This is a genomic window from Pseudomonas fluorescens (genome assembly GCF_000802965.1).
Taxonomy (GTDB): Bacteria; Pseudomonadota; Gammaproteobacteria; order Pseudomonadales; family Pseudomonadaceae; genus Aquipseudomonas; species Aquipseudomonas fluorescens_A.
In genome coordinates this window covers 60,896-82,243 of the sequence record NZ_JSAK01000031.1, presented here as the reverse complement: position 1 = coordinate 82,243, position 21,348 = coordinate 60,896, and the positions used below count along the sequence as shown (strand labels likewise).

Below are 21,348 nucleotides of genomic sequence, written 5' to 3'. Positions count from 1 at the left end.
GGGATCCAGCCAGAGCCCCTGACCCATGACATGCAACGGAGACATCCCCATGAAGATGGCAATGCACAAGGACAACACCGGCAAAACTCGCCGCGGTCTGGTCGGTTCTTCACTCCTCGCGCTCACCCTGTTCGGCGTGATCGGTGCGGCCCACGCTCAATCGACCGCAGCCGCACAGCCAGCGGCGACCAATGCCGGCGTCTCCTATTCGGCGCCCTCTCCGTTCGGCCCGCTCAAGCATGTCAACGCGGGCCTGCTGGACGTGGCGTACGCCGAAACAGGTCCGGCCGATGGCCCGGTGGTGATTCTTCTGCACGGCTGGCCGTACGACATTCACAGCTATGACGAAGTCGCACCGTTGCTGGCGGCCAAGGGTTATCGCGTGCTGATGCCCTATGCACGCGGCTATGGCGACACGCATTTCCTGTCCGAGAAAACCGTACGTAATGGTCAACCCGCCGCGCTGGCCAGTGACGTCATCGACTTCATGGATGCGCTGAAGATCAAACAGGCCGTGCTGGGTGGCTACGATTGGGGCGCGCGTTCCGCCGACATCGTCTCGGCGCTGTGGCCGGAACGGGTCAAGGCGCTGGTTTCGGTCAGCGGCTATCTGATCGGTAATCAGGCGGCTGGCAAGAACCCGCTGCCACCGAAAGCTGAATTGCAGTGGTGGTATCAGTTCTACTTCGCCACCGACCGAGGTCGCGCCGGGTACGAGAAAAACACCCACGACTTCGCCAAGTTGATCTGGCAACTGGCCTCGCCGAAATGGGCCTTCGATGACGCCACGTTCGACCGCAGCGCCAAGGCCCTGGAAAACCCCGACCATGTCGACATCACCGTGTTCAACTACCGATGGCGCCTGGGCCTGGTGCAAGGCGAATCCCGATACGAGGCGCTGGAGCAGAAACTGGCGACGGCGCCTTCGATCAGCGTGCCGACCATCACCCTTGAAGGCGATGCCAATGGCGCACCGCACCCGAACCCGGAGGATTACGCCAAACGCTTTACCGGCAAGTACGAGTTCCGGCTGATCAACGGCGGCATCGGCCACAACCTGCCGCAGGAAGATCCGCAGGCGTTCGCCAAAGCGGTGATTGATGCCGATCACCTTTGAGTAGCGTCCCGCGATAAGCGCGTTCACACAGACGGCTCGTTTAACCAACGAGCCGTTTTTTTTGTGCGCTTATTGGGGTTCAGCTTCGGTGAACGATCCCGTGCGCACCTCGCCGCTGCGCACGTAGCGGGAGATCAGCACACCTTGTGGCGTGCTGGTCGAACGTTCCAACGTGAAGGCGGACGCTTGTACGTTGTCATCGAACAGGCGCTTGCCTTGCCCGAGTACAACAGGAAAAGTCATCAACCGAAGCTCATCCACCAACCCGGCGGCAAGCAATTGCCTCACCAGTTCTCCGCTGCCCTGGGTCAACAGGTGAGCGCCAAGCTGTTGCTTGAGCGCGTGTATCGCGTCGACGAGGTTTCCCTGCAACCCATGACTGTTGTGCCAATCAAGGGTATCGGGATGATGGGTGACCACGTGCTTGGGGACACTGTTGAACAGATCAGCGATGTAGTTATGTGATTCGGTCTTTATCCGCGGCCAGTACGCCGCGAATATGTCGTAGGTGCGACGACCCAGCAGCAACTCGAACGGCTGCGAGAACAAGTCCTTTATCGCCTGACCGGAGGACTCGTCCGAGTAAGGCACGATCCAGCCACCGAAACGGAATTCGCCGCTGGTATCTTCATCAGGCCCGCCGGGCGCCTGGATGACGCCATCGAGGCTGATGAAGGCGGCAACGATGAGCTTGCGCATTTTCTTCTCCTGATCCGTTCCGTTGAGCGACTCACAACTCAAGCACCAAGGGCGCATCGCCCTCCTTGGTTTGTGCAGGCACCGCACAACAAATCAGCACCTCGCCTTCTGCCGGCATTTCCGCGGGCAGGTTCAGATAATGCACTTGCCCGCTGACCAGCCGGGTACGGCAGGTGCCGCACGATCCACCGCGACAACTGAAGTCCGGATTCAGGCCACGGCTTTCAGCCAGCTCCAGCAAACTCCCGGCGCCCGGTTCCCAACGCGCCTCTTTGGATGATGCGGCGAACAACACTTTGACCGGGCTGCTGGCCGCCGGCACCTGCTCCACCGCAGGCGTCAGTTGGTCGCGCTGGCGTACCAGCGTCGATGGGCCGAAGGTTTCCGCATGAATGCGATCATCGCCAATGCGCAACTCACGCAGGCTGTCGTAAAGCGCTTGGGTAAATGGCCCGGGACCACACAGGTAAAAGTCGTAATCGTCCAGCGGCAGCAACGACTTCAGCAGAGCGATGTCGATGCGTCCCGCCAACTCGAAGTCTTCACCTTCGCTGGCGTGTTCCTCGGGTTGGCTCAGCAGGCGTAACGCACGAATTTTTTCTTTGGCGCGGGTCGCCAGTTCGTACAGCTCATCTCGAAACCCCAGTTCGGCCAAACTGCGTGCGCTCTGAATGAACCAGGTAGGGCGCGTCCGGCGGATGCGTTCTCCTTCATAAATCACTTCGCGCAACATCGAGAGCAAGGGTGTTACGCCAACACCGGCGGCCAACAGCACCAGCGGTCGACGCTCATCGGCCTGCACCGTGAAGCGTCCCTGAGGAGCACGCGCCTCAATCAAATCCCCGACTTGAATACGCCGATGCAAATGCGCCGAAACGAGCCCGTCACGCTTGACGCTGATGCGAAAAAAACTGTCGGACGGTGCGCTCGACACACTGTAGGTCCTGACCAGCGGAGCCTCCCCTTCAGCGACGCAAATGCGCACTGGCAAGTGTTGCCCTGCCTCGAAGCGCGGCAAACCGGCGCCATCGTCGGGTTCCAGGTAAAACGAGCGAATCGTGCTGCTTTCATCAACAATGCGGGTCACCCGCAACTGTCGCCATTGGTCGCGCAAGGCGTCGGCCTGCAAGCGGCCATCGGCCTGTTCCCAGCTACCCGTCATCAGACTGTTGGGCGAGAAGCCTTCAAACTGCCAACGCAACGCCAACGTCGCGGGACGTCGAATCACTTGGTCCACCGTCAACGTCCAGAGCCGTTCTGCGCCCTGAAATGCAGCGATCTCGGGGCCGTCGAGAATGATCTCGGTGCGGCCGGCGACCTGAAGTACATCGCCTGATTCGAAATCGACGAACAGCAATCCCGCCCGGGGATTGAGCAACAAATTACCCAGGGTATTAAAATGCAGGTTGCCGGCGAAGTCTGGAATCTTCAGCACGTTGCCTTCAATCCTGACGAAACCTGCATTGCCGCCCCGGTGCGAGACGTCCACTGCGCGTTGCGCGGGATCTCCGTCCAGGTCCAGGTAACTGGCGATAAAGAAGGTGTCGGCCTTGCTGATCGTCGCCCTGGCGGCCTCATCGAGTTGGTCGAGATGCTCGGCCTGAGTGGCTGCCGAAGCGTGCCCGAGGCTGACGGGCTCCACGCTGCGCAGCTGGATATATTGCGGACAGTTGCCGAAACTGTGCACCACCGAAACGGCGCAACCGCCAGGGAAAGCGCGGCTGATGTTGCCGTTCATGCGATTGCGCCTGCGGGTCTTCAGATCGATGCCGAGAATGCCTACGGCAGCCCCTTCTGTCAGCGCGGGCGTGACCGGATCACCTTCGGCGGGCAGACGATCGAGTTGCAATATTCGCGGATCGGGGGAATGGGCAAAACCGGGCGGGCCTTCTATCAGGGTCGCCCAGGGCGTGCCTCGTTCATCGACGGCGCCCAACACCAGATAAGGCAGCTGGCTGTAAAACAATCGATGCTGGTCGGGCATGTAGTCGCGTACGACCCGGCGCCCGTTTATTTCCATGCGATCGGCAACGCCGATTGTTTCCTGCAATTGCCGCTCGCCCGCATGCCAAGGCGATGTGCCGGTCTCGTCCGTCTGATTCATGATCACCTCTAGGCGTCGTAAACAGGTGCACTTCACTCGCCGACTCATCGTTGTGGCGTCGGATCCTGCGGCGTAACCATCAATATATTGCGAAAGCAGATGCTCCCCTTTAACGGCACGGGAGAGAACTACCAAAAAACACAATCCACTGTTTCACTCGCTGAAATGCCGTCGACTGTCGGAGCCTGTTTGATGATGCCTGGAGCACTGCCACGCCCTGATCGAGCACGCGTTGCATTGGCTCAACTGGCATCCGGTCGCATGGCCGGATGCTCGCGCAGGCCGTTAACGACATGGTCAACAAAGCTGCGTACCCGCATCGAAGCCTTGCGTCCTTCGCGGTACACCACCTGCACCGGTAGCGCCGGCAACTCAAACGGTTGCAGGACCCGACGCAATCGTCCGCTGTTCAGATAGTCGTACAACGGATAACTCGAACAACGGGTCAGCCCGGCGCCGTGGGCAGTAGCGTCAATGGCCGCCTGGACCGTTGCACAACTGACCCGCGCGGGCGCCTTGATGGCGGTCAGCTCACCCTCCATTTGAAAGTCCCACTGAATACTGTCGCGCCAGGCTTGTGTGGCAACCAGGCGATGATGTTTGAGATCCGTCGGTACGCTCGGCTCGCCGTGAGTGGCAAGATATTCGGGGCTGCTGCAAACGATCGAGCGTACATGACCAACCGGCCGTGCAACCAAGGATGAGCTGGGCAATTGGCCGATCAGCACTGCCACGTCCAGCCCCTCTTCGTTCATGTTTGGAAAACGATCGTGGTAATGGGCGAACACCCTGACTTCGGGATACGCCTCCATGTAACTGGCCAGCAACGGCGTCATCACATCACCGCTGAACTGCAACGGCAGCAGCACCTTCAGGTTTCCTTGAGCCTCGACGTGCAGACCCTTGGCGGAAGCTTCCGCCTCTTCAACGCCCTTGAGGATGCGCGAGCAATCCGTCATAAACGCAGCACCCGCGTGCGTCAGCGCGACCCCGCGCGTGCTGCGCTGCAAAAGCGCGACACCCAGGCGCGCTTCCAGCCGGGCGATGGCGCGCACCACCGCCGGGCCGGATACACCGAGACGACGGGCTGCCGATGCAAGGCTGGGGCGTTCCGATAGCGCAACGAACATCTGCATCTCATGGAAACGATCCATCAGGCTGTGCTCTTGACGGCTGGTTTAAGCGCCGTGTCCTGTGCCAATCGCTCTGCGAGGAAGTCGACGAAAGTTCGCACTTTGGCGGGTACTCGTTGGTTCTTTTGATACACCACCTGAATGGGCAGCGCTGGAGGTTCGAAGGCCTGGAGCACCACTTCCAACCCGCCATCGGCGACGTGGCCTGCCACCTGATAGGACAACACCCGAGTGATCCCCCAGCCCAGGCAAGCAATATTGATCGCCGCCTGATTCGCGGTCACTACCAGGCGCGGGTTAACGCGCAAGCTCAAGGCATTGCCATCCTTTACAAATTGCCAATCGCTCAGCAGGTGGCTGGCGGACGACATGACAATGTTTGCTGCGCTCAAATCCCCAGGATGCTGTGGTCTGCCGTACCGCTCAAAATAAGCAGGGGCCGCGCATATCACCTGACGCACTTCTCCTACCTTGACGGCGTGCTGACTGTTCTCGTACAGATGGCCGATGCGTATCGGCACATCAATGCCTTCGTCTGCCATGCTCACCACGCGGTCGACCAGCAACGCATTGACGTGCACGGACGGAAACCGATCCAGATATTCCGCCAGCAGTGGCGCGATGAACAACTCGCCAAACAACACCGGCGCCGTCACCGTCAAATGCCCGCAGGGGATCGAATAACTGCCGGCGGCGGCCTCCTCCGCTTCCTCCACTTCGCCGAGAATACGCCGGCAATCTTCCAGATAACGTTGGCCGGCTTCGGTCAGATGCAAGCTGCGGGTGGTACGCGACAGTAACTGGGTGCCGATCCGCTCCTCCATCCCGGCAATGGCCCGCGTCACGCTTGGCGGCGAGATGTTCAGGCGGCGGGCGGCGGCGGCAAAACCCTCCTCCTCGGCGACGGCCATGAAAATCTGCATTTCCTGAAATCGATCCATTGACGAGCCTTTCTGGGTAAAGAAATGGCGAAGCCCCTGAACGCTTCCGCGCGCAGCAGCATTGGCCAGTATTGTTGGCTATTGCGAATTTCGCACGCACGCCCGACCGACTTCGGAACAGGCGAATGCGATTTGTGAGAAAACGGCGGGGAAAACCGAAGGACTGGAACTTGTCGAACGTGTTTTCGACAAGCTCCAGCGGATCGAATCAGGCTTGTTGCAAGCCTGTCGCGGTACGTTGCATGCCGACAAAACGCGGCAACGCTTCAATGCGGCCGAGCCAGGCACGGACATTGGGATAATCAGTCAGTGCAACATTGCCCTCAGGGGCATGGGACACGTACGTGTAAGCCGCGACATCGGCAATGGTCGGTTTTTCACCGGCCAGAAATTGGCTTTCCCCCAACTCATGCTCCATGACCTTGAGCAAGCCATGGGCGTTACTGATGGCCTCTTCAGCGTTATAACCGGCACCGAATACGGTGATCAGTCGAGCCCTGGCGGGTCCCGAATTGATCTGGCCCGCGGCCACCGAGAGCCAGCGCTGGACGCTGGCTTGCGCTTCCGGATCGCTCGGCAACCATTGGCCATCGCCATATTTGGCAGCGAGGTAAGTCAGAATCCCGTTCGAGTCCGCCAACACGGTGCCGTTGTCATCGATCACCGGCACTTGGCCAAAGCGGTTGAGCGCGAGGAATTCAGGCGTCTTGTGTGCGCCTTTCATCAGATCCACAAAGACCAGTTCGGTAGGCAGGCCAAGCAGGGACAGCATCAATTCGACCCGATGCGAGTGACCGGACAGCGGGTGACGATAAAGTTTGATTGCTTGCTGGGACATGACGTACTCCGATTATTGGACGGTTCGACCCGGTAGTCGCGTCGATGGCCTATCTTCTACTCCCGTCCGGAACAGCGGTATTACCAGCTTTTACAATCCAGCATTTCATCTGGTGGAACAGTCAGCGAAACCGGTCCCCCTGTAGGAGCTGCCGAAGGCTGCGATCTTTTGACTTTGATCTGTGTGCTGTTCCGCTATGGGCGGGGTAGATCAAGATCAAAAGATCGCAGCCTTCGGCAGCTCCTACAGGGGATGCGTGTGTCGGCAGGGTGAGTTCACGCGTGCTGATCTTGGTCTTTACCGGTCAATTGCGCTGCTGTTTCAACCAGCAACTGCCGAAACCATTGGTGGGCTGGATCATTTCGATAACGCACATGCCAAGCGATCTCCACCGGAAAAGTGCCGAGATCGACGGGGGCCTGCACCACTTTCAGCCGTGGATCCCTGGCGATCTGGTTGCAGATCAGTCGAGGCAGCGTCGCGCAGTAATCGGTGACCGCGATGATTTCCGGTACCGCCAGAAAGTGGGTAACGGAAATAGCCAGCTCGCGCCGCAGCCCCTGCCGTTCAAGCGCCTGAAACACCCCTGCCCTGAGTCGACCCGGTGGTTGAACATTGACATGGCGCAGCTGCTCGTATTGCTCCCGCGACAGGCTGTTTGCGATTTCCGGATGGTCGATGCGCACGACGCAAGCCAGGCCATCGTCCATCAAATGCTGAAGGATCAAATTGTCGGGCGGATCGATGATGCGGCCCAGCACCATGTCAGTCGTTCCCGAGATCACCCCCGTTTCCACCAGATCATTGCCGAACGGCGTCAGGGACATCTTGATCCCGGGCGCTAAATGTCCAAGCTTGGCGATGATGCTCGGCATGAGCACGATCTCGACGTAACTGTTGGCAGCAACGTTGAACTGCCGGGTAGCCGTGGCCGGATCGAAGTGCTGCCGGCCAACCAGAACTTCATCGAGCCTGCCGAGCGTCTCGATAATCACAGGCGCAATCTCTTCGGCGAACTGGGTCGGTTTGATGCCGTAACGTTCACGGATAAACAGAGGATCTCGTAACGTATCGCGTAGCCGATTCAATGCGTTCGACAGCGCAGGCTGTGTGATGCCTAGACGCAGCGCGGCGCGGGTGACGCTGCGTTCCTCCATGAGCGCAATGAAAACCGGCAAGAGATTGAGGTCGTATCGCATAAGTGCTCACGCGTTGGTTAACGATGCAGCAGTCATAATGCCAGATGAATATCTAAAATAGCGTAAGTAAATTTCTCGAATAACTGACCTTGACGCAAAGTTAGGCCAACCAAAAGGTTCTGCCCAATCCCTCGTCAAGGAGTTCGCCATGAGCATCAAACACGTACTGTTCATTCTGACCAACGCTGCCGAAATCGGCCCCAACCACCGCCGCACTGGCTACTTCTTCCCTGAAGTCGCCCACCCTTACGAGGTCTTCGCCGAAGCAGGCGTAGCGGTGGAATACGCCTCGCCACTGGGCGGTACACCGCCGGAAGATGGCTACGATGAAAGCGATCCTTCGCAGCTCGCCTTCCGCAACAGCCTGGCGATCCGCCGCATGGCTAACAGCCGCAAGTTATCGGAAGTGGATGTGCTCGACTACGACGCCATTTTCTTCCCGGGTGGCCTCGGTCCGATGGTGGATATCGCCAAAGACCCGGACGTGAAACGTGCTGTCGAACGTGCCTGGAACGGCGGCAAAATCGTGGCAGCTGTCTGCCATGGCCCGGCGGCATTCCTTGGCGTCAAACAGGAAGATGGCAGCCCATTGATCCGCGGACGCAAGCTGACCTCGTTCTCCAATGATGAAGAGTCTGGCTACGCACAGGCAGATGTGCCGTTCAATCTGGAAGATGCCCTGCGCGCCGAGGGTGCCGAGTATTCGTCGGCCGATGTGTGGCAGGAAAAGGTCGTGGTCGACGGCCGCCTGCTGACTGGCCAGAACCCGGCTTCGGGCGGCCCGCTGGCAAAAGCGATTATCGAGGCGCTGCGCTAATCATCGTCATGGGCGAGCCCGACCAGATCGCTGTTCGAAGGCATCTGGCCGGGTCTTCAGTCTCGAAAAGTCAGAGACAAACCTGTACAAACACTGAGGTTTTAAGCATGTCCGCTTATGTTATTTTCATCCGCGAAACGACTACCAACGAAGCAGAAATGCAGCAGTACGCGCAGAAGGCGCCAGCCGCCCGAACGGGCCACGACATCACCCGCCTCGCCTTCTATGGCCAGCTCGAAGTGCTGGAAGGCTCGGCGGCGGAAGGCGTCGCGATCCTGCGTTTTCCCGACATGGCCGCCGCGCGCGCGTGGTACAACAGCCCTGCCTATCAGGAGGCGCGACTGCATCGCATGAAGGGCGCGCAGTACCGGATGTTGCTGGTTGAAGGCAGCGATGTCACACCGGCATAACGTCCAACGCACGCAAGCATTCTGCGCCATCTCAGTAATCACATTATGAGGTCGATCTCGTGAGCAAAGCGTCTTATGTTCCTCCCAAGGTCTGGAAAAACAACGCTCCATCCGGTGGCCAATTCGCCAGCATCAACCGCCCTGTTGCCGGTCCGACCCATGAAAAGACACTGCCAATCGGCAAGCATCCATTGCAGTTGTATTCACTGGCCACGCCCAATGGCGTGAAGGTGACCATCCTCCTGGAGGAACTGCTGGCGCGTGGGCATAGCGACGCCGAGTACGATGCCTGGCTGATCCGCATCGGCGAAGGTGATCAGTTCTCCAGTGGTTTTGTCGAGATCAACCCGAACTCGAAGATCCCGGCGCTGCTGGACCGCAGCGTGGAGCCACCGATCCGTGTCTTCGAATCCGGTTCGATCCTGCTCTACCTGGCAGAAAAATTCGGCGCCTTCCTGCCCACCGATCTCGCAGGACGCACCGAAACCCTGAACTGGCTGTTCTGGCAGATGGGTTCGGCGCCCTACCTGGGCGGCGGCTTCGGGCATTTCTACGCCTACGCACCGGAGAAACTCGAATACCCGATCGACCGTTTTACGATGGAAACCAAGCGGCAGCTGGACGTCCTCGACCGCCTCCTGGCTGAAAGCCCTTACCTGGCCGGTGAAAATTACACCATCGCCGATATCGCGGTTTGGCCCTGGTACGGCCAATTGGTGCGAGACAACGTGTATTCGGCTGCCGAGTTTCTATCGGCCCACCAATACTCCCACGTGCAGCGCTGGGCGGAAGAAATCGCCAAACGGCCTGCGGTCATCCGTGGCCAGCGCGTCAACCGGACGTGGGGCGATGAGGAAAGCCAGGTGCCGGAACGGCATCATGCGGACGACTTAGGCTGATCAACGCATACGTCCGGCTTTACTGTAGGAGCTGCCGCAGGCTGCGATCTTTTGATCTTGATCTTCCACCGGTCCCTAGAAGATCAAAGTCAAAAGATCGCAGCCTGCGGCAGCTCCTACAAGTGCGCGTACATCCCTTCATCACCGGAGGTTGGCAATGAAACTCAAAAACTCACTGGCAGCGCTGATGGTCACCGTGAGCCTTTTCGGTTGCACCACTTCATCCAACCAGAGCGTTAACGTTACGTTGGTGGCCACCCGGCAAAACACCGGTCAGATCGGCAATGTCGTGTTGTCCGAGTGGGACAAACAGACCGGGTTGAGTTTCTTCATCAGTGGTGCGCCCAGTGGAGTGGTACTGCCCTTGCGCCTTTATTCCTTCATCAACAAAGGCAGCTGCCAGCAACCCGGGCCAGTCGCCTACGCCATGAATGATCGAGTCAACACCGAACGTCAACCGATCCGCGGCTGGGCATTCTCAAGAAGCGCACCGGTGCCATTGCAGACCTTGCTTGCCGGTGAATACTCCATCCTCGTGCGCACCACCGCGACCGATGGCAACGTCGATATTTTTTGCGGGGATATCAAGCAGGGCACAAACCTGTAGGCGCTACCGCAGGCTGCGATCTTTTGGGGCCGCTGCGCGACCCAGCGGGAGCAAGCTCCCTCGCCACAGGTGGGTGTGATGTCATTTTTGGCGATGGCTGAGGTCTTTTCCACGGCGAGGCCATTACCACCTCTTCGGCCAACCGGGTGCTGAATCAGATTGATCCGCCTGAGTAGCCCCCGGTACACAGTCTCTTTGTGGCGAGGGAGCTTGCTCCCGCTCGGGTGCGTAGCAGCCGCAGCTTTTAGGTCTGCTGCGCAGCCCAGCGGGAGCAAGCTCCCTCGCCACAGGTGGGTGTGAGGTCATTTTTGGCGATGGCAGAGGTCTTTTCCACGGTGAGGCCATTACCACCTCTTCGGCCAACCGGGTGCTGAGTCAGATTGATCCGCATGAGTAGCCCCCGGTACACAGTCTCTGTGGCGAGGAAGCTTGCTCCCGCTCGGGTGCGTAGCAGCCGCAGCTTTTAGGTCTGCTTCGCGGCCCAGCGGGAGCAAGCTCCCTCGCCACGGTTTAAATGTGAAGTTGAGATTTTACGTGCATTCAAATCGAACAGCTGCTCCCTCCGTGCTTTTCCACATACTGCTGATGTTCCTCGTCCGCCAGTTGAAACTCACCCAACGGCACGATCACCGTGGACACGGGTTTGCCCAATTGCTCCGTGGCGTCGAGCTGCTGTTTCGCGGCTTGCGCGTCGTCGGCCTGGCGGGCTGAATTGAAGAACAATGCCGAACGATATTTCACGCCGACATCGGCGCCCTGGCGATCAACCGAGGTGGGATCGTGCAGTGTCCAGAAATGCTCGATCAGGCGGCTGTAGGGAATTTCCCGGGTGTCGAAATCGACCTGGACCACCTCGATGGACACCGCCTCATCACCGGCCGGGCTGGCAAAGCCGACGCGGCTGTCGAGCACGCCTGGCAAGGCCCTGAATGACGCCTCGGCACCCCAGAAACAACCGGCACCAAACGTCGCCTGTTCAACAAATACGTCTTTTTGCGAATCACTCATACGCTAACAGCCTCTTTTTGCGGCAGCAGATGCTCGTGCAACTGCGCGATATGTTCAGGCCCGATACCACAACATCCGCCCACGATGCTGGCACCCGCAGCCACCCATGACCTTGACCAGTGCAGATACGACTCGGGGGTCAGGTCAGCACGGATTTCGAGCAAGGTGCTGTTGGCCTTGGCCTGGGTACTGACGGGTGGAAAGGCATTGGCGTAAACCCCCAGCTCAATGCTTTTGCCAAGGCGCTGGATGACCGATTGGGCTTGCGCCAATGCAGCCGTCATGACTTCTGGCTGACTGCAGTTGAAGAGCACTACTTTGGCGCCCAGCCCGGCAGCCACTTGCACCGCATCGGCCACCGGTTCGCCAGAGCGCAGACGTGGCGCTCCGTCGGCCTCATCAAGCAGCGTAAAGGACAGCCACAAAGGCTTGGGATCTACGCCCAAGGCTTCGACGACTGCACGCACTTCCGCGATGGAGCTCTGGGTTTCCGCCAGCCAGACATCCACCTGATCTTGCAGCCCGGCAATCAGCTGCCGATGGATTTCGACGCTACGCGGGTGATCGAACAGGTCCGGGCGATAGGAACCCAGGGCCGGCGGCAATGAGCCGGCCACCGTGACCGGCTCGGAGTTTTCCGAGGCTGCCTGGCGAGCCAGGCGTCCGGCCCGCTCGGCCAGCGAACGGCCCTGTTCGGCAAAGCGCTGATCGCCGATATGAAACGGCACCACCGCGTAGCTGTTGGTGGTGACGATCCGGGCACCGGCGGCAATGAACGCCCGATGCGCTTGCAACACGAAATCCGACGATTCGATCAGTGCCAGCGCCGACCATTCCGGTTGCCGGAACGGCGCGCCGATACGTTGCAGCTCCCGCCCCATGCCGCCATCAAGCAAACGCACTGACGATTGGGTCATTGGTTCACGCTCACTTTCTGCGTCGGACCCGCCAGCCACTGATCAACCGTGGCACCGTTCGCCTTGACCCAGGCCTTCGCGGCAACGTCAGCCGGCTGCTTTTCCTTTTCGATCTTCAGAATCAACTCGTTGAGCTGCTTCGGCTCGATGGCGACGTTTTGCAGGAACTCGGCAATTTTCGGTGCGCGCTTTTGCAATGCAACGGAGGCCAGGACGTGGACTTTGGCATCCGGGAACGCGCAGGTGATCCGGCTCTTGTTCAGCCAGTCCGGATCAACCGTCGGGCTGATGAATTTCCAGCAACCGTCGGCCTTGTACAGCGGATCATCTTTTTTGTTGTCCTGGGCGTAACCGTCAAACGCAGGCTCTTCCAGGCGACGCAGGTCGAAAGCGGAGAAAATCCAGTCCGGGGTGTAGGCATAGAACACCACGCCACGCTCAGCCTTGTACGCCGCGGACAACTTCGAATAGGTCACGGAAGCTTCAGTGGAGACCGCCTCGAATTTGTCGGCGAACTGGTAATCCTTGGCCTTGATTTGACCAATGTAAGTCGACTCCCAGCCCGCTGGCCCCACCAGCAATTGTGCCTTGCCACCGCCCAGTGGCTCGAACAGCTTGGCCACTTCCGGTTTCTTCAGGTCGTAGACCGATTTGACCCCGTACTTGTCTTGCAGATAGCCCGGGATATAGAAACCCTGCTCACCCGCGTACGGGTGGCTGTTCGGGACCAGTGAGCGGGTGCCACCGGTGACGTACTTGGCCCAGGCGGCGGACTGATTGGGCAACCAGATGTCGGTCAAGACATCCACTGAACCATCGCCTTTCGAGGCGGCGCTGAGCAACACCGGGACATCGCCAGCCAGGTAGGAAACATCGGCGTCCAGGCGACTTTCAAGCACTTCGCCGAGGATGTATTGAATGGCGATGGCACCGGTCCAGTTTTGCTCGCCAATGACGATTTTGTCCTTGGCCATGGCCGCGCCGGAGGCAATCACGGAGGCCAGTAATGCAGTCGTACCCAAGGTGCGCGATAGGCGTGTCTTCACGATAATTCTCACTGTCAGTGGTAGAGGTGGTCTTGCTTGCGCAAGCTCGATTGAATGATTCGATCCGGGATCAGCGCACACAGGACGATCGCGACGCCGGCCAGCACGCCCTCTCCGCCCTTGATGTTGCGCAACGCGGTCATGACGTCGTAACCGAGGCCGCCGGCGCCGATCAGTGCAGCAACGACGACCATCGACAGGCTCATGACGATGGTCTGGTTGATCCCCAACAACAACGAACGGCGAGCCAGCGGCAGCTGCACCTTGATCAACGTTTGCCATGGACTGGCACCGTGGGCGACAGCGGCTTCGACCGCATCCTTGGGCACTTCCTGAATGCCCAGCGACGTCAAACGGATCATTGGGGCCAGGGCGAAAATCACGGTCGCGATCACCGCAGGGGTCTTGCCGACGGAAAAGAACGCTACCGCTGGAATCAGGTAGACGAAGGTGGGCAGGGTCTGCATGACGTCCAGCAAGGGCGTGATCAGCCGGCGTACCAGCGGCCGCTTGGCCAGCAAGATGCCGGTGGGAACGCCAATGATCAGGGCGATCAGCACCGACGAACCCACCAGTGCCAGCGTGGCGATGGTGCGTTCCCAGAAGCCGAACAGGCCGATGTATAACAAGGCAGCGCTGCTGGTGAGCGCCAACGCCAGGCCCGCAGAGCGCCAGGCCAGAAATACCAGAGCCAGTGCCGAGACCGGCCATGGCAGCCAGCCGAGCACGTTTTCCACCCCTTCAATGACCGTGCGAACGGCAACGATCACGCCAACGAACGCCGTTTCGAAGGTGACTTGCGACCAGCCGATAAACTCGTCGATGCTCTGCGCCGTCAACAGCAGCGCCTGCCGGTTGACCGGGAACTGCAACAGCACGTGACCGGTGTCCGGGGTCACGACGCGCCAGATCACCAACGCTTGCGAAACCAGCAGTACGCCCAGCGGCAGCGCCCAACCGGAAACGCCCCGACGCAGCGCATGTCGACTCATCGAGACAGCGGTGAATCGGCTGGCGAACAGCAGGAGCAACGCCGCCACAATCGCCAGCCACGACGAGCCGGCAATGCCCTGCCCCAAGGCAGCCAATGCCGCAAGTTCTACGGCAAACGTGCCCCAGAACAAGCCGCCCTTACCCCGTGCTGCCAAGGCCGCCGGCCCCAGCAACAGCGCTTGCCACCACGGCAAGCCAGGGGAGGAAGGCTGCTCGCGACGTTCACCTTGTGACGTTTGCAGACCGCTGCTGTTCAAGCTGCGCGGGGCGGTCGAGGCTGGAAGGTGGTCGCGGAAAAAGTCCGCGACTTCAGCATCGGCCGGTTGCTCAAGCAGTTGTTGCGGCGTGCCCAGCTGCACCAGGCGACCCTGGCGCATCACCGCGATGCGGTCAGCCAGGCGAATGGCCTCGGCCGGATCATGGGTGACCAGCAAGGTGCTGATCCCGCGTTCACGGGCGATGGAGAGAAAGTGACTTTGCAGGTCGCGGCGGATCGTCGGGTCCAGTGCGCTGAACGGCTCGTCCATCAGCAGGATGTCCGGTTCCGTCACCAACGCCCTGGCCAACCCGACCCGTTGCTGCATGCCCCCGGACAGTTCGTGAGGATAGTGCTCGCCCCACCCGTCCAGCCCAACGGCCTTCAACTGAATCGCGGCGGCCGCATGCCGGGCGGATTCCGCTTCGCCGCACAACTCCAGCGGCAACGCGACGTTGTCCAGAACGGTGCGATGGGGCAGCAGACCGAAATGCTGGAACACCATACCGATGCGTCGCGATCTCAGTGTGCGCAAAGCCTTGCTGCTCAGACCGCTGATGGCCTCACCTTCGATCAGCACTTCGCCGCTGCTGGGCTCGATCAAACGGTTGATGTGTCGCAGCAAGGTTGACTTGCCGCTTCCAGAAGTCCCCATCAGACACAGCACTTCACCGCGACGTACCTTCAAGCTGACATTGCTGACCGCAGGTAACGCCGGCGTGCCTTTTTTGCGCAGATAGGTCTTGGTGACATCCCGCAATTCGAGCACCACATCGCCGTCATTTGCGTGATCGTCCGGCTGTAGCGGTCTTTGCCCGGACGCGATCCGGTCCAGTGCCAAAGGGGTTTGTATGACTGTCACAGGAGCTCCCGGCCAACGACCCATAAAAGCTTGCTTACGGGTTGGAAAAAGTGAGTCTCGGGCTGTGACCGAAAAACGGTTAGCCCGACGCAAAAAAAGCGCCGGACGTGAAGTGCGGCGCTTCTGATGACATAAAGCTAAACGATCTTAAAAAACTTATATAAATACTATTTTGGAATTAGCTTAGGCTTCTGTGGTTGGTAAGAAATGGCTCTGGCATAAGGCTTTGCGCAGGCCGACCGCTCTTGAACCGGGACACCGTCTACGCTGAGTGCAACGGCAGCACACATTCGCCTCTAGTCGGTTGATACAGGGGAAACGGGATGACCGGAAAAACAGCGTTGCACTGCTCGTCCTGGATCTTCCCTTCTTTGCTCGCCATCAACCTGGCGCTCACCGCCGGATGTTCAGGCAAGAGCTCCACGTCTCGCTATACCACCGTAGGCTCAAGCTGCTACGCAAAAGCCCTGCCTACGGCTGGTGAAGGCGGCCTGGCCTGGGGCAACACCATGAGCATGGCGCGCAAAAAATCCATGGATAATTGCATGCGCTATGCCGGGCGATCCGGTGGCACGCCGAACACCTGCCAGGTGGTGTTGGCGGAGTGCAGGCATTGATCGCAGGCGCGTCAATCCGCCTGCACGGTCACTTGTTGTTGCTCACCCAAGCCCGCGATGCCCAGGCGCATGGTCTGACCCGCGCGCAGGAATACCGGATTGGGCTTGATACCCAGGCCCACGCCCGGTGGCGTACCGGTGGAAATCACATCGCCCGGTTGCAGGCTCATGCATCGGCTCAGGTAAGCAATCAGTTGCGGCACATTGAAGATCAGCGTGCGGGTGTTGCCTTGCTGATAGCGGTGGCCATCAACCTCCAGCCACAGGTCGAGTGAGTGCGGATCGGCGATCTCATCGCGGGTCACCAGCCATGGACCGAGCGGGCCGAAGGTGTCGAAACCCTTGCCCTTGTCCCAGGTGCCACCGCGCTCCAGCTGCCATTGGCGTTCCGACACATCGTTGATCACGCAATAGCCGGCGACGTGTTCCATGGCGTTCGCCTCATCGATGTAGCGCCCGCCTTTGCCGATGACCACGCCGAGCTCCACTTCCCAATCCGTCTTGACCGAGCCGCGCGGGATTTCGATGTTGTCGTTGGGGCCGCAGATGGCGCTGGTCCATTTGCTGAAGATGATCGGTTCTTTCGGCACTTCCATGTTCGACTCGGCCGCGTGGTCGGCGTAGTTCAGGCCGATGCAGATGAACTTGCCGACCTGCCCTACACAAGCGCCGATACGTGGCTTGCCGACAACGAGCGGCAGGCTGGCCGGATCAATGGCGGCCAGCGCGGCCAGGCTTTCCGGGCTCAGGACTTGAGCGGCGATATCTGCCACGTGGCCCGAGAGGTCGCGGATCTGATTATCAGCATCCAGCAGGCCGGGCTTCTCCGAACCTTTTTCGCCATAACGCAACAGTTTCATGTGTTTCTCCTGCTCAAACTGAAAGTGCAAACCGGGTTTCAGATGCTCATGCCGCCATCGATGACGTGCACGCCGCCGGTGGTGTAGCTCGACGCATCACTGCCCAGGTACAAGGCCAACTGGGCGATCTCGTTCGCGCTGCCGATTCGACCCATGGGTTGGCGGTCGAGGAACTGCTGATAAACCTGTGCTTCGTCGACGCCCTGTTGTGCGGCCTGCGCGGCAATGCGCTGGCGCAGCGACGGCGACTCCACGGTACCGGGGCAAATCGCATTGCAGCGAATGCCCTGGCCGATAAAGTCCGCAGCGACAGCCTTGGTCAATCCCACCACTGCGGCTTTGCTTGCAGCATAGGCAAAACGGTTGGGCACCGCTTTGACGCTGGAAACCACCGATGACATGTTGATGATCGAGCCGCCCCCACGTTCCAGCATGCCTGGCAAAAAGGCGCGGATCATGCGGTACATGGCCGTGACGTTCAGGTCCATCGAGCGCGCCCACGCCGATTCGTCGCATTCGAGAATGTTGCCGCTGTGGACGTAGCCGGCGCAATTGAACAACACGTCCAGTCCACCGATACGTTCACAGGCTTCGCTAATGGCACTGGCCGAGGTCACGTCCAGCGTGAGGGCGGTGATGCCCTCGACGCCTTCAAGCCCTTGGATATTGATGTCAGTGGCAAAGACTTCGGCGCCCGCCTGGGCAAAGGCAATGGCACTGGCCATGCCAATGCCCTGCCCGGCCGCCGTGACCAGCACCCGTTTGTTTTGCAGGTTCATGCCGTCTCCAGGTTCGCGCTGGTGGTCGCGGTTTTCGGGGTTCTGCCGAGCATCGACGCGGGAATAGCCAGGATCAATCCGCCGCTGACGAACAGGCACAGGGCCAACACGTAGGTGCCGTTATTGATGTTACCGGTGAGGTTTTCCGCGACGGCGGTGATCATCGAGCCGGTGAAACCGGACAGGTTGCCGAAGGCGTTGATCATGCCGATGCCTGCTGCAGCAGCGACGCCCGACAGCACAGTCCCAGGCAGGGTCCAGTAAATCGGCATCAGGCTGAGAATCCCCGAGGCGGATACGCTGAGGAACAGGATAGACAGCACCAGGTTGTCGGCGAAGTAGGCACTGAGCATCAGCCCCAGCCCACCGATGAACGCAGGAATCGCGGCGTGCATGCGGCGCTCGCCGGTGCGGTTGGAATGCCGTGCGTTGAGCAGCATCGCGACCACGGCCACTGCGTAGGGAATGGCGGTCAGCAAGCCGATGTGCAGGCTATTGGTGATACCGGTGCTTTTGATGATTGATGGCATCCAGAACGCCAGACCGTAGAAGCCGGTGTTGAAGGTCAGCAGGATTAGCACCAACAACCACACTCGCGGGTTGAAGAATACTTCGCTCAGGCGTGACGCCTTGCCCTGGTTATCGGTTTGCAGGTTGGCCTTGAGCAAGGCTTTTTCGGCAGCCGACAGCCATTTGGCGGAGTCGATGTTGTTGGCCAGGCAGACGATTACGACAAACGCCATGATGATTGACGGAATGCCCTCGATGATCAGCATCCATTGCCAGCCCGACATACCCTGCACGCCTTGCATGCTGTTCATCAGCCAACCGGAGAGGATCCCGCCCAGGGTCAGGCTGATCGGCATGGCCATCAGGAACCCGGACATCACACGGCTTTGCCGATGGGTTGGGAACCAGTAGTTGAGGTACAGAATCACACCCGGGAAGAAACCGGCTTCGCAGATACCCAGCAGGAAGCGCAGCACGTAGAACATGGTGCTCGATTCGATATGGAAGAACCCTGCCAGCGGCACGGTGAACGCGACGGCCATGGAGATCACGGCCCAGGTCAACATGATCCGGGCAATCCAGAAGCGCGCGCCGTAGCGATGCAGCAGCAGGTTGCTCGGCACTTCAAACAGGAAATAGCCCCAGAAAAACATACTGGCGCCCAAGGCATAGACGGTGTTGCTGAATGAAAGCTCGTTGAGCATGTCGAGCTTGGCAAAGCCGATGTTGACCCGGTCCAGGTACGCCGCCATGTAGCACAGCAGCAGCACGGGAAGGATGCGCCAGATGACTTTGCGGTAAGTGCGGTCTTCAAAATCGAGTTCGCTGGCTTGCGCCTGCGCGGGCAAATGCTCGGATATCGTTTGCATTAAGGTAACCCCTGGGCATGTGGACATGCCTGATTGTTTTTATCGAAGTTGGGTCACGCCGAATGAGCGATTCACTCGGCGGCGAAGCAATGACTAGAGTGCCTGGGCAGTTTTCTCTCCGTTGACCAGGCGCGTCAGCCCCAGTGGATTGCTGTTCTTCAGGGCCTCGGGGAGCAAGGCATCAGGGAAGTTCTGGTAGCACACCGGGCGCAGGAATCGATCGATGGCCAAAGTGCCCACGGAAGTACCACGGGCATCAGACGTGGCCGGCCAAGGGCCTCCGTGGACCATCGCGTCGCAGACTTCCACACCGGTGGGATAGCCGTTGACCAATACGCGTCCGACCTTTTGCTCAAGCACAGCCACCAGATCGGCGGATTGCTCCAGTTCGGCCGTTTCGCCGATCAGGGTCGCGGTCAGTTGCCCGCGCAAACCTTTCAGTGCAGCTAACAATTGCGTTCGATCCGCCACCTCAACCACCACGGTGGCCGGGCCGAAAATTTCCTCTTGCAGCAACTCATCGCCGGTCAACAGCAGGCTGACGTCGGCCTGGAACAATTGCGCCCGGGCTTGATCGCCCTGCTGCTTCTGTCCCGCCAAGTGCATGAGCCGCGGATGCGCCAGCAAGGCTTCGCAACCGTGCACATAACTGCGCAGGCCGCCGGCATTGAGCATGGTTTGCGCCGGTTGATCGGCGATCAAAGCAGCGAGTGCCTTCACGAAGTGGCTGAACGCTGGTGAGCGAATACCGATGACCAGGCCGGGGTTGGTGCAGAACTGACCCGCGCCCATGACCACCGACGCGGCCAGTTCGCTGGCGATACGCTCGCCGCGGACGTGCAGGGCTTCGGGCAGGACCAGTACCGGGTTGATGCTGCTCATCTCGGCGAACACCGGGATCGGCTGCGGGCGAGCGGCGGCCATGTCGCACAACGCCCTGCCGCCCTTCAGCGAACCGGTAAAACCGACCGCTTGAATCAGCGGATGCTTGACCAACGCCTCACCGACGCCGGCACCGAAGATCATGTTGAACACGCCCGCTGGCATTCCGGTTTTCTCGGCGGCGCGAATGATCGCTTCGGCCACTCGCTCTGCGGTTGCCATATGGCCGCTGTGGGCCTTGAACACCACCGGGCAGCCAGCCGCGAGCGCGGCGGCGGTATCGCCACCGGCGGTAGAAAAGGCCAACGGAAAGTTACTGGCACCGAACACGGCCACCGGGCCGACGCCCAAGCGGCATTGGCGCAGATCGCCCCGAGGCAGGGGTTGGCGCGCGGGTAGCGGCAAATCGATGCGCGCACCGTAGAAATCACCGCGGCGCAGGGTCTGGGCAAACAGGCGCATCTGGCCACTGGTGCGGGCTCGCTCACCCTGGATGCGCGCCGCAGGCAAAGCGGTTTCCTGGCAGACCAGGGCGACGAAATCATCACCCAGTGCATCAAGTTCAGCAGCGATCGCGTCGAGGAATTCGGCACGGCGTGCGGCGGGCAGGTTGCGGTAGATCGGGCTGGCTTGATCGGCAGCCGTGGCAGCGGCGTCCACTTCCTCGACCGTTGCCTGAATGAAGGCCGTAGGCAGCGCTTCTCCAGTTGTCGCATCAACGCTGTGCAGCACCACCGATCCGGCGGCGCTGCGGCCACCGGCGATGAAATTGTGTCCGGACAGTTGGGGCATGACAGTCTCCTGACCGTGATTGGAAGCTGGTCGATACTCTACTGTCGCGAACCGATTCTTTCCCAATGGCATTTTTGGATTAACCGATAACGAACCGTTATCGAAAAAGCTACGCGTTTTTTGACCTGTAGGAGCCGGCTTGCTGGCGATGGCGCCCGATAATTCGACACAGAAGGCACATTAGAGACCGCTA

The 21,348-nt window shown here is 59.9% G+C and carries 20 protein-coding genes; 6 read left to right on the top strand and 14 right to left on the bottom strand.

Annotated elements, in window-relative coordinates; translation table 11 throughout:
* The first annotated feature begins 49 nt into the window (after positions 1-49).
* Positions 50-1,117, top strand: a complete 1,068-nt coding sequence (locus NL64_RS23660) for an alpha/beta fold hydrolase (protein WP_034150486.1) — start codon at positions 50-52, stop codon at positions 1,115-1,117.
* Positions 1,118-1,186: 69 nt separating this feature from the next.
* On the opposite strand, the gene NL64_RS23655 is transcribed toward NL64_RS23660, so the two are convergent.
* The 6 genes from NL64_RS23655 to NL64_RS23630 all read right to left on the bottom strand — a co-directional run bounded on the left by NL64_RS23655 (position 1,187) and on the right by NL64_RS23630 (position 8,031).
* Positions 1,187-1,816, bottom strand: coding sequence for a dihydrofolate reductase family protein (locus NL64_RS23655; RefSeq protein ID WP_034150485.1), 630 nt, complete (start codon positions 1,814-1,816; stop codon positions 1,187-1,189).
* Positions 1,817-1,847: 31 nt separating this feature from the next.
* Positions 1,848-3,920, bottom strand: a complete 2,073-nt coding sequence (locus NL64_RS23650; protein WP_034150484.1) for a 2Fe-2S iron-sulfur cluster-binding protein — start codon at positions 3,918-3,920, stop codon at positions 1,848-1,850.
* A 242-nt stretch (positions 3,921-4,162) separates the two neighbouring features.
* Positions 4,163-5,074, bottom strand: coding sequence for a LysR family transcriptional regulator (locus tag NL64_RS23645; protein WP_034150483.1), 912 nt, complete (start codon positions 5,072-5,074; stop codon positions 4,163-4,165).
* Complete coding sequence (locus NL64_RS23640; RefSeq protein WP_034150482.1) at positions 5,074-5,994, bottom strand: LysR family transcriptional regulator; 921 nt, start codon at positions 5,992-5,994, stop codon at positions 5,074-5,076. The genes NL64_RS23645 and NL64_RS23640 overlap by 1 nt, the downstream gene beginning before the upstream one ends.
* 208 nt (positions 5,995-6,202) lie before the next feature.
* Entirely contained in the window at positions 6,203-6,832 is a 630-nt protein-coding gene (locus NL64_RS23635; protein ID WP_034150481.1) for a glutathione S-transferase family protein, read from the bottom strand.
* Between the two features lie 275 nt (positions 6,833-7,107).
* Entirely contained in the window at positions 7,108-8,031 is a 924-nt protein-coding gene (locus tag NL64_RS23630; protein WP_034150480.1) for a LysR family transcriptional regulator, read from the bottom strand.
* Between the two features lie 148 nt (positions 8,032-8,179).
* Here NL64_RS23630 and NL64_RS23625 point away from each other — a divergent pair, with 148 nt between their 5' ends.
* The 4 genes from NL64_RS23625 (at position 8,180) to NL64_RS23610 (ending at position 10,764) form a co-directional block, all read left to right on the top strand.
* The gene (locus tag NL64_RS23625) at positions 8,180-8,848 is read left to right on the top strand and encodes a type 1 glutamine amidotransferase domain-containing protein (RefSeq protein WP_034150479.1); all 669 of its coding nucleotides are present in this window, start codon (positions 8,180-8,182) and stop codon (positions 8,846-8,848) included.
* Positions 8,849-8,955: 107 nt separating this feature from the next.
* A complete protein-coding gene (locus NL64_RS23620; RefSeq protein ID WP_034150478.1) occupies positions 8,956-9,258 on the top strand; it encodes a DUF1330 domain-containing protein in 303 nt (100 codons plus the stop codon).
* Between the two features lie 59 nt (positions 9,259-9,317).
* The gene (gene yghU / locus NL64_RS23615) at positions 9,318-10,157 is read left to right on the top strand and encodes a glutathione-dependent disulfide-bond oxidoreductase (protein WP_034150477.1); all 840 of its coding nucleotides are present in this window, start codon (positions 9,318-9,320) and stop codon (positions 10,155-10,157) included.
* Between the two features lie 157 nt (positions 10,158-10,314).
* On the top strand, positions 10,315-10,764 hold the full coding sequence (locus NL64_RS23610) for a hypothetical protein (protein WP_034150476.1): 450 nt from the start codon (positions 10,315-10,317) through the stop codon (positions 10,762-10,764).
* 540 nt (positions 10,765-11,304) lie between these two features.
* Here the strand turns inward: NL64_RS23610 and msrA are convergent.
* From msrA to NL64_RS23590, 4 genes are read right to left on the bottom strand one after another with little or no spacing between them, the layout of a single operon-like run.
* A complete protein-coding gene (gene msrA / locus NL64_RS23605) occupies positions 11,305-11,772 on the bottom strand; it encodes a peptide-methionine (S)-S-oxide reductase MsrA (protein WP_034150475.1) in 468 nt (155 codons plus the stop codon).
* A complete protein-coding gene (locus NL64_RS23600; protein WP_034150474.1) occupies positions 11,769-12,689 on the bottom strand; it encodes a homocysteine S-methyltransferase family protein in 921 nt (306 codons plus the stop codon). The genes msrA and NL64_RS23600 overlap by 4 nt, the downstream gene beginning before the upstream one ends.
* The gene (locus NL64_RS23595; protein ID WP_034150473.1) at positions 12,686-13,747 is read right to left on the bottom strand and encodes an ABC transporter substrate-binding protein; all 1,062 of its coding nucleotides are present in this window, start codon (positions 13,745-13,747) and stop codon (positions 12,686-12,688) included. Before NL64_RS23595 ends, NL64_RS23600 begins: the two co-directional genes overlap by 4 nt.
* A gap of 2 nt (positions 13,748-13,749) precedes the next feature.
* Positions 13,750-15,846, bottom strand: a complete 2,097-nt coding sequence (locus NL64_RS23590) for an ATP-binding cassette domain-containing protein (protein WP_253277106.1) — start codon at positions 15,844-15,846, stop codon at positions 13,750-13,752.
* Between the two features lie 323 nt (positions 15,847-16,169).
* Here NL64_RS23590 and NL64_RS23585 point away from each other — a divergent pair, with 323 nt between their 5' ends.
* Positions 16,170-16,463 carry a hypothetical protein gene (locus tag NL64_RS23585; protein ID WP_034150471.1) on the top strand — a complete coding sequence of 98 codons (294 nt, stop codon included), beginning with the start codon at positions 16,170-16,172 and terminating at the stop codon, positions 16,461-16,463.
* Positions 16,464-16,474: 11 nt separating this feature from the next.
* On the opposite strand, the gene NL64_RS23580 is transcribed toward NL64_RS23585, so the two are convergent.
* The 4 genes from NL64_RS23580 to NL64_RS23565 form a co-directional block, all read right to left on the bottom strand.
* Positions 16,475-17,323, bottom strand: coding sequence for an ureidoglycolate lyase (locus tag NL64_RS23580; RefSeq protein ID WP_034150470.1), 849 nt, complete (start codon positions 17,321-17,323; stop codon positions 16,475-16,477).
* A 38-nt stretch (positions 17,324-17,361) separates the two neighbouring features.
* Positions 17,362-18,102: an SDR family oxidoreductase gene (locus NL64_RS23575; RefSeq protein ID WP_034150469.1), complete on the bottom strand. Its 741-nt coding sequence runs from the start codon at positions 18,100-18,102 to the stop codon at positions 17,362-17,364.
* Positions 18,099-19,481 (bottom strand): MFS transporter, encoded by a 1,383-nt coding sequence (locus tag NL64_RS23570; RefSeq protein ID WP_034150468.1) that lies wholly within the window; start codon positions 19,479-19,481, stop codon positions 18,099-18,101. The genes NL64_RS23575 and NL64_RS23570 overlap by 4 nt, the downstream gene beginning before the upstream one ends.
* Before the next feature lie 93 nt (positions 19,482-19,574).
* Positions 19,575-21,155, bottom strand: a complete 1,581-nt coding sequence (locus tag NL64_RS23565; RefSeq protein WP_034150467.1) for an aldehyde dehydrogenase (NADP(+)) — start codon at positions 21,153-21,155, stop codon at positions 19,575-19,577.
* Positions 21,156-21,348 lie beyond the last annotated feature (193 nt).

Coding starts and splice junctions, on each gene's coding strand:
- NL64_RS23630 (WP_034150480.1), bottom strand. CDS start 8,031: ATGCGATACGACCTCAATCTCTTGCCGGTTTTCATTGCGCTCATGGAG.
- NL64_RS23660 (WP_034150486.1), top strand. CDS start 50: ATGAAGATGGCAATGCACAAGGACAACACCGGCAAAACTCGCCGCGGT.
- NL64_RS23620 (WP_034150478.1), top strand. CDS start 8,956: ATGTCCGCTTATGTTATTTTCATCCGCGAAACGACTACCAACGAAGCA.
- NL64_RS23625 (WP_034150479.1), top strand. CDS start 8,180: ATGAGCATCAAACACGTACTGTTCATTCTGACCAACGCTGCCGAAATC.
- msrA (WP_034150475.1), bottom strand. CDS start 11,772: ATGAGTGATTCGCAAAAAGACGTATTTGTTGAACAGGCGACGTTTGGT.
- NL64_RS23645 (WP_034150483.1), bottom strand. CDS start 5,074: ATGGATCGTTTCCATGAGATGCAGATGTTCGTTGCGCTATCGGAACGC.
- NL64_RS23640 (WP_034150482.1), bottom strand. CDS start 5,994: ATGGATCGATTTCAGGAAATGCAGATTTTCATGGCCGTCGCCGAGGAG.
- NL64_RS23570 (WP_034150468.1), bottom strand. CDS start 19,481: ATGCAAACGATATCCGAGCATTTGCCCGCGCAGGCGCAAGCCAGCGAA.
- NL64_RS23565 (WP_034150467.1), bottom strand. CDS start 21,155: ATGCCCCAACTGTCCGGACACAATTTCATCGCCGGTGGCCGCAGCGCC.
- NL64_RS23580 (WP_034150470.1), bottom strand. CDS start 17,323: ATGAAACTGTTGCGTTATGGCGAAAAAGGTTCGGAGAAGCCCGGCCTG.
- NL64_RS23575 (WP_034150469.1), bottom strand. CDS start 18,102: ATGAACCTGCAAAACAAACGGGTGCTGGTCACGGCGGCCGGGCAGGGC.
- NL64_RS23635 (WP_034150481.1), bottom strand. CDS start 6,832: ATGTCCCAGCAAGCAATCAAACTTTATCGTCACCCGCTGTCCGGTCAC.
- NL64_RS23655 (WP_034150485.1), bottom strand. CDS start 1,816: ATGCGCAAGCTCATCGTTGCCGCCTTCATCAGCCTCGATGGCGTCATC.
- NL64_RS23610 (WP_034150476.1), top strand. CDS start 10,315: ATGAAACTCAAAAACTCACTGGCAGCGCTGATGGTCACCGTGAGCCTT.
- NL64_RS23650 (WP_034150484.1), bottom strand. CDS start 3,920: ATGAATCAGACGGACGAGACCGGCACATCGCCTTGGCATGCGGGCGAG.
- NL64_RS23600 (WP_034150474.1), bottom strand. CDS start 12,689: ATGACCCAATCGTCAGTGCGTTTGCTTGATGGCGGCATGGGGCGGGAG.
- NL64_RS23585 (WP_034150471.1), top strand. CDS start 16,170: ATGACCGGAAAAACAGCGTTGCACTGCTCGTCCTGGATCTTCCCTTCT.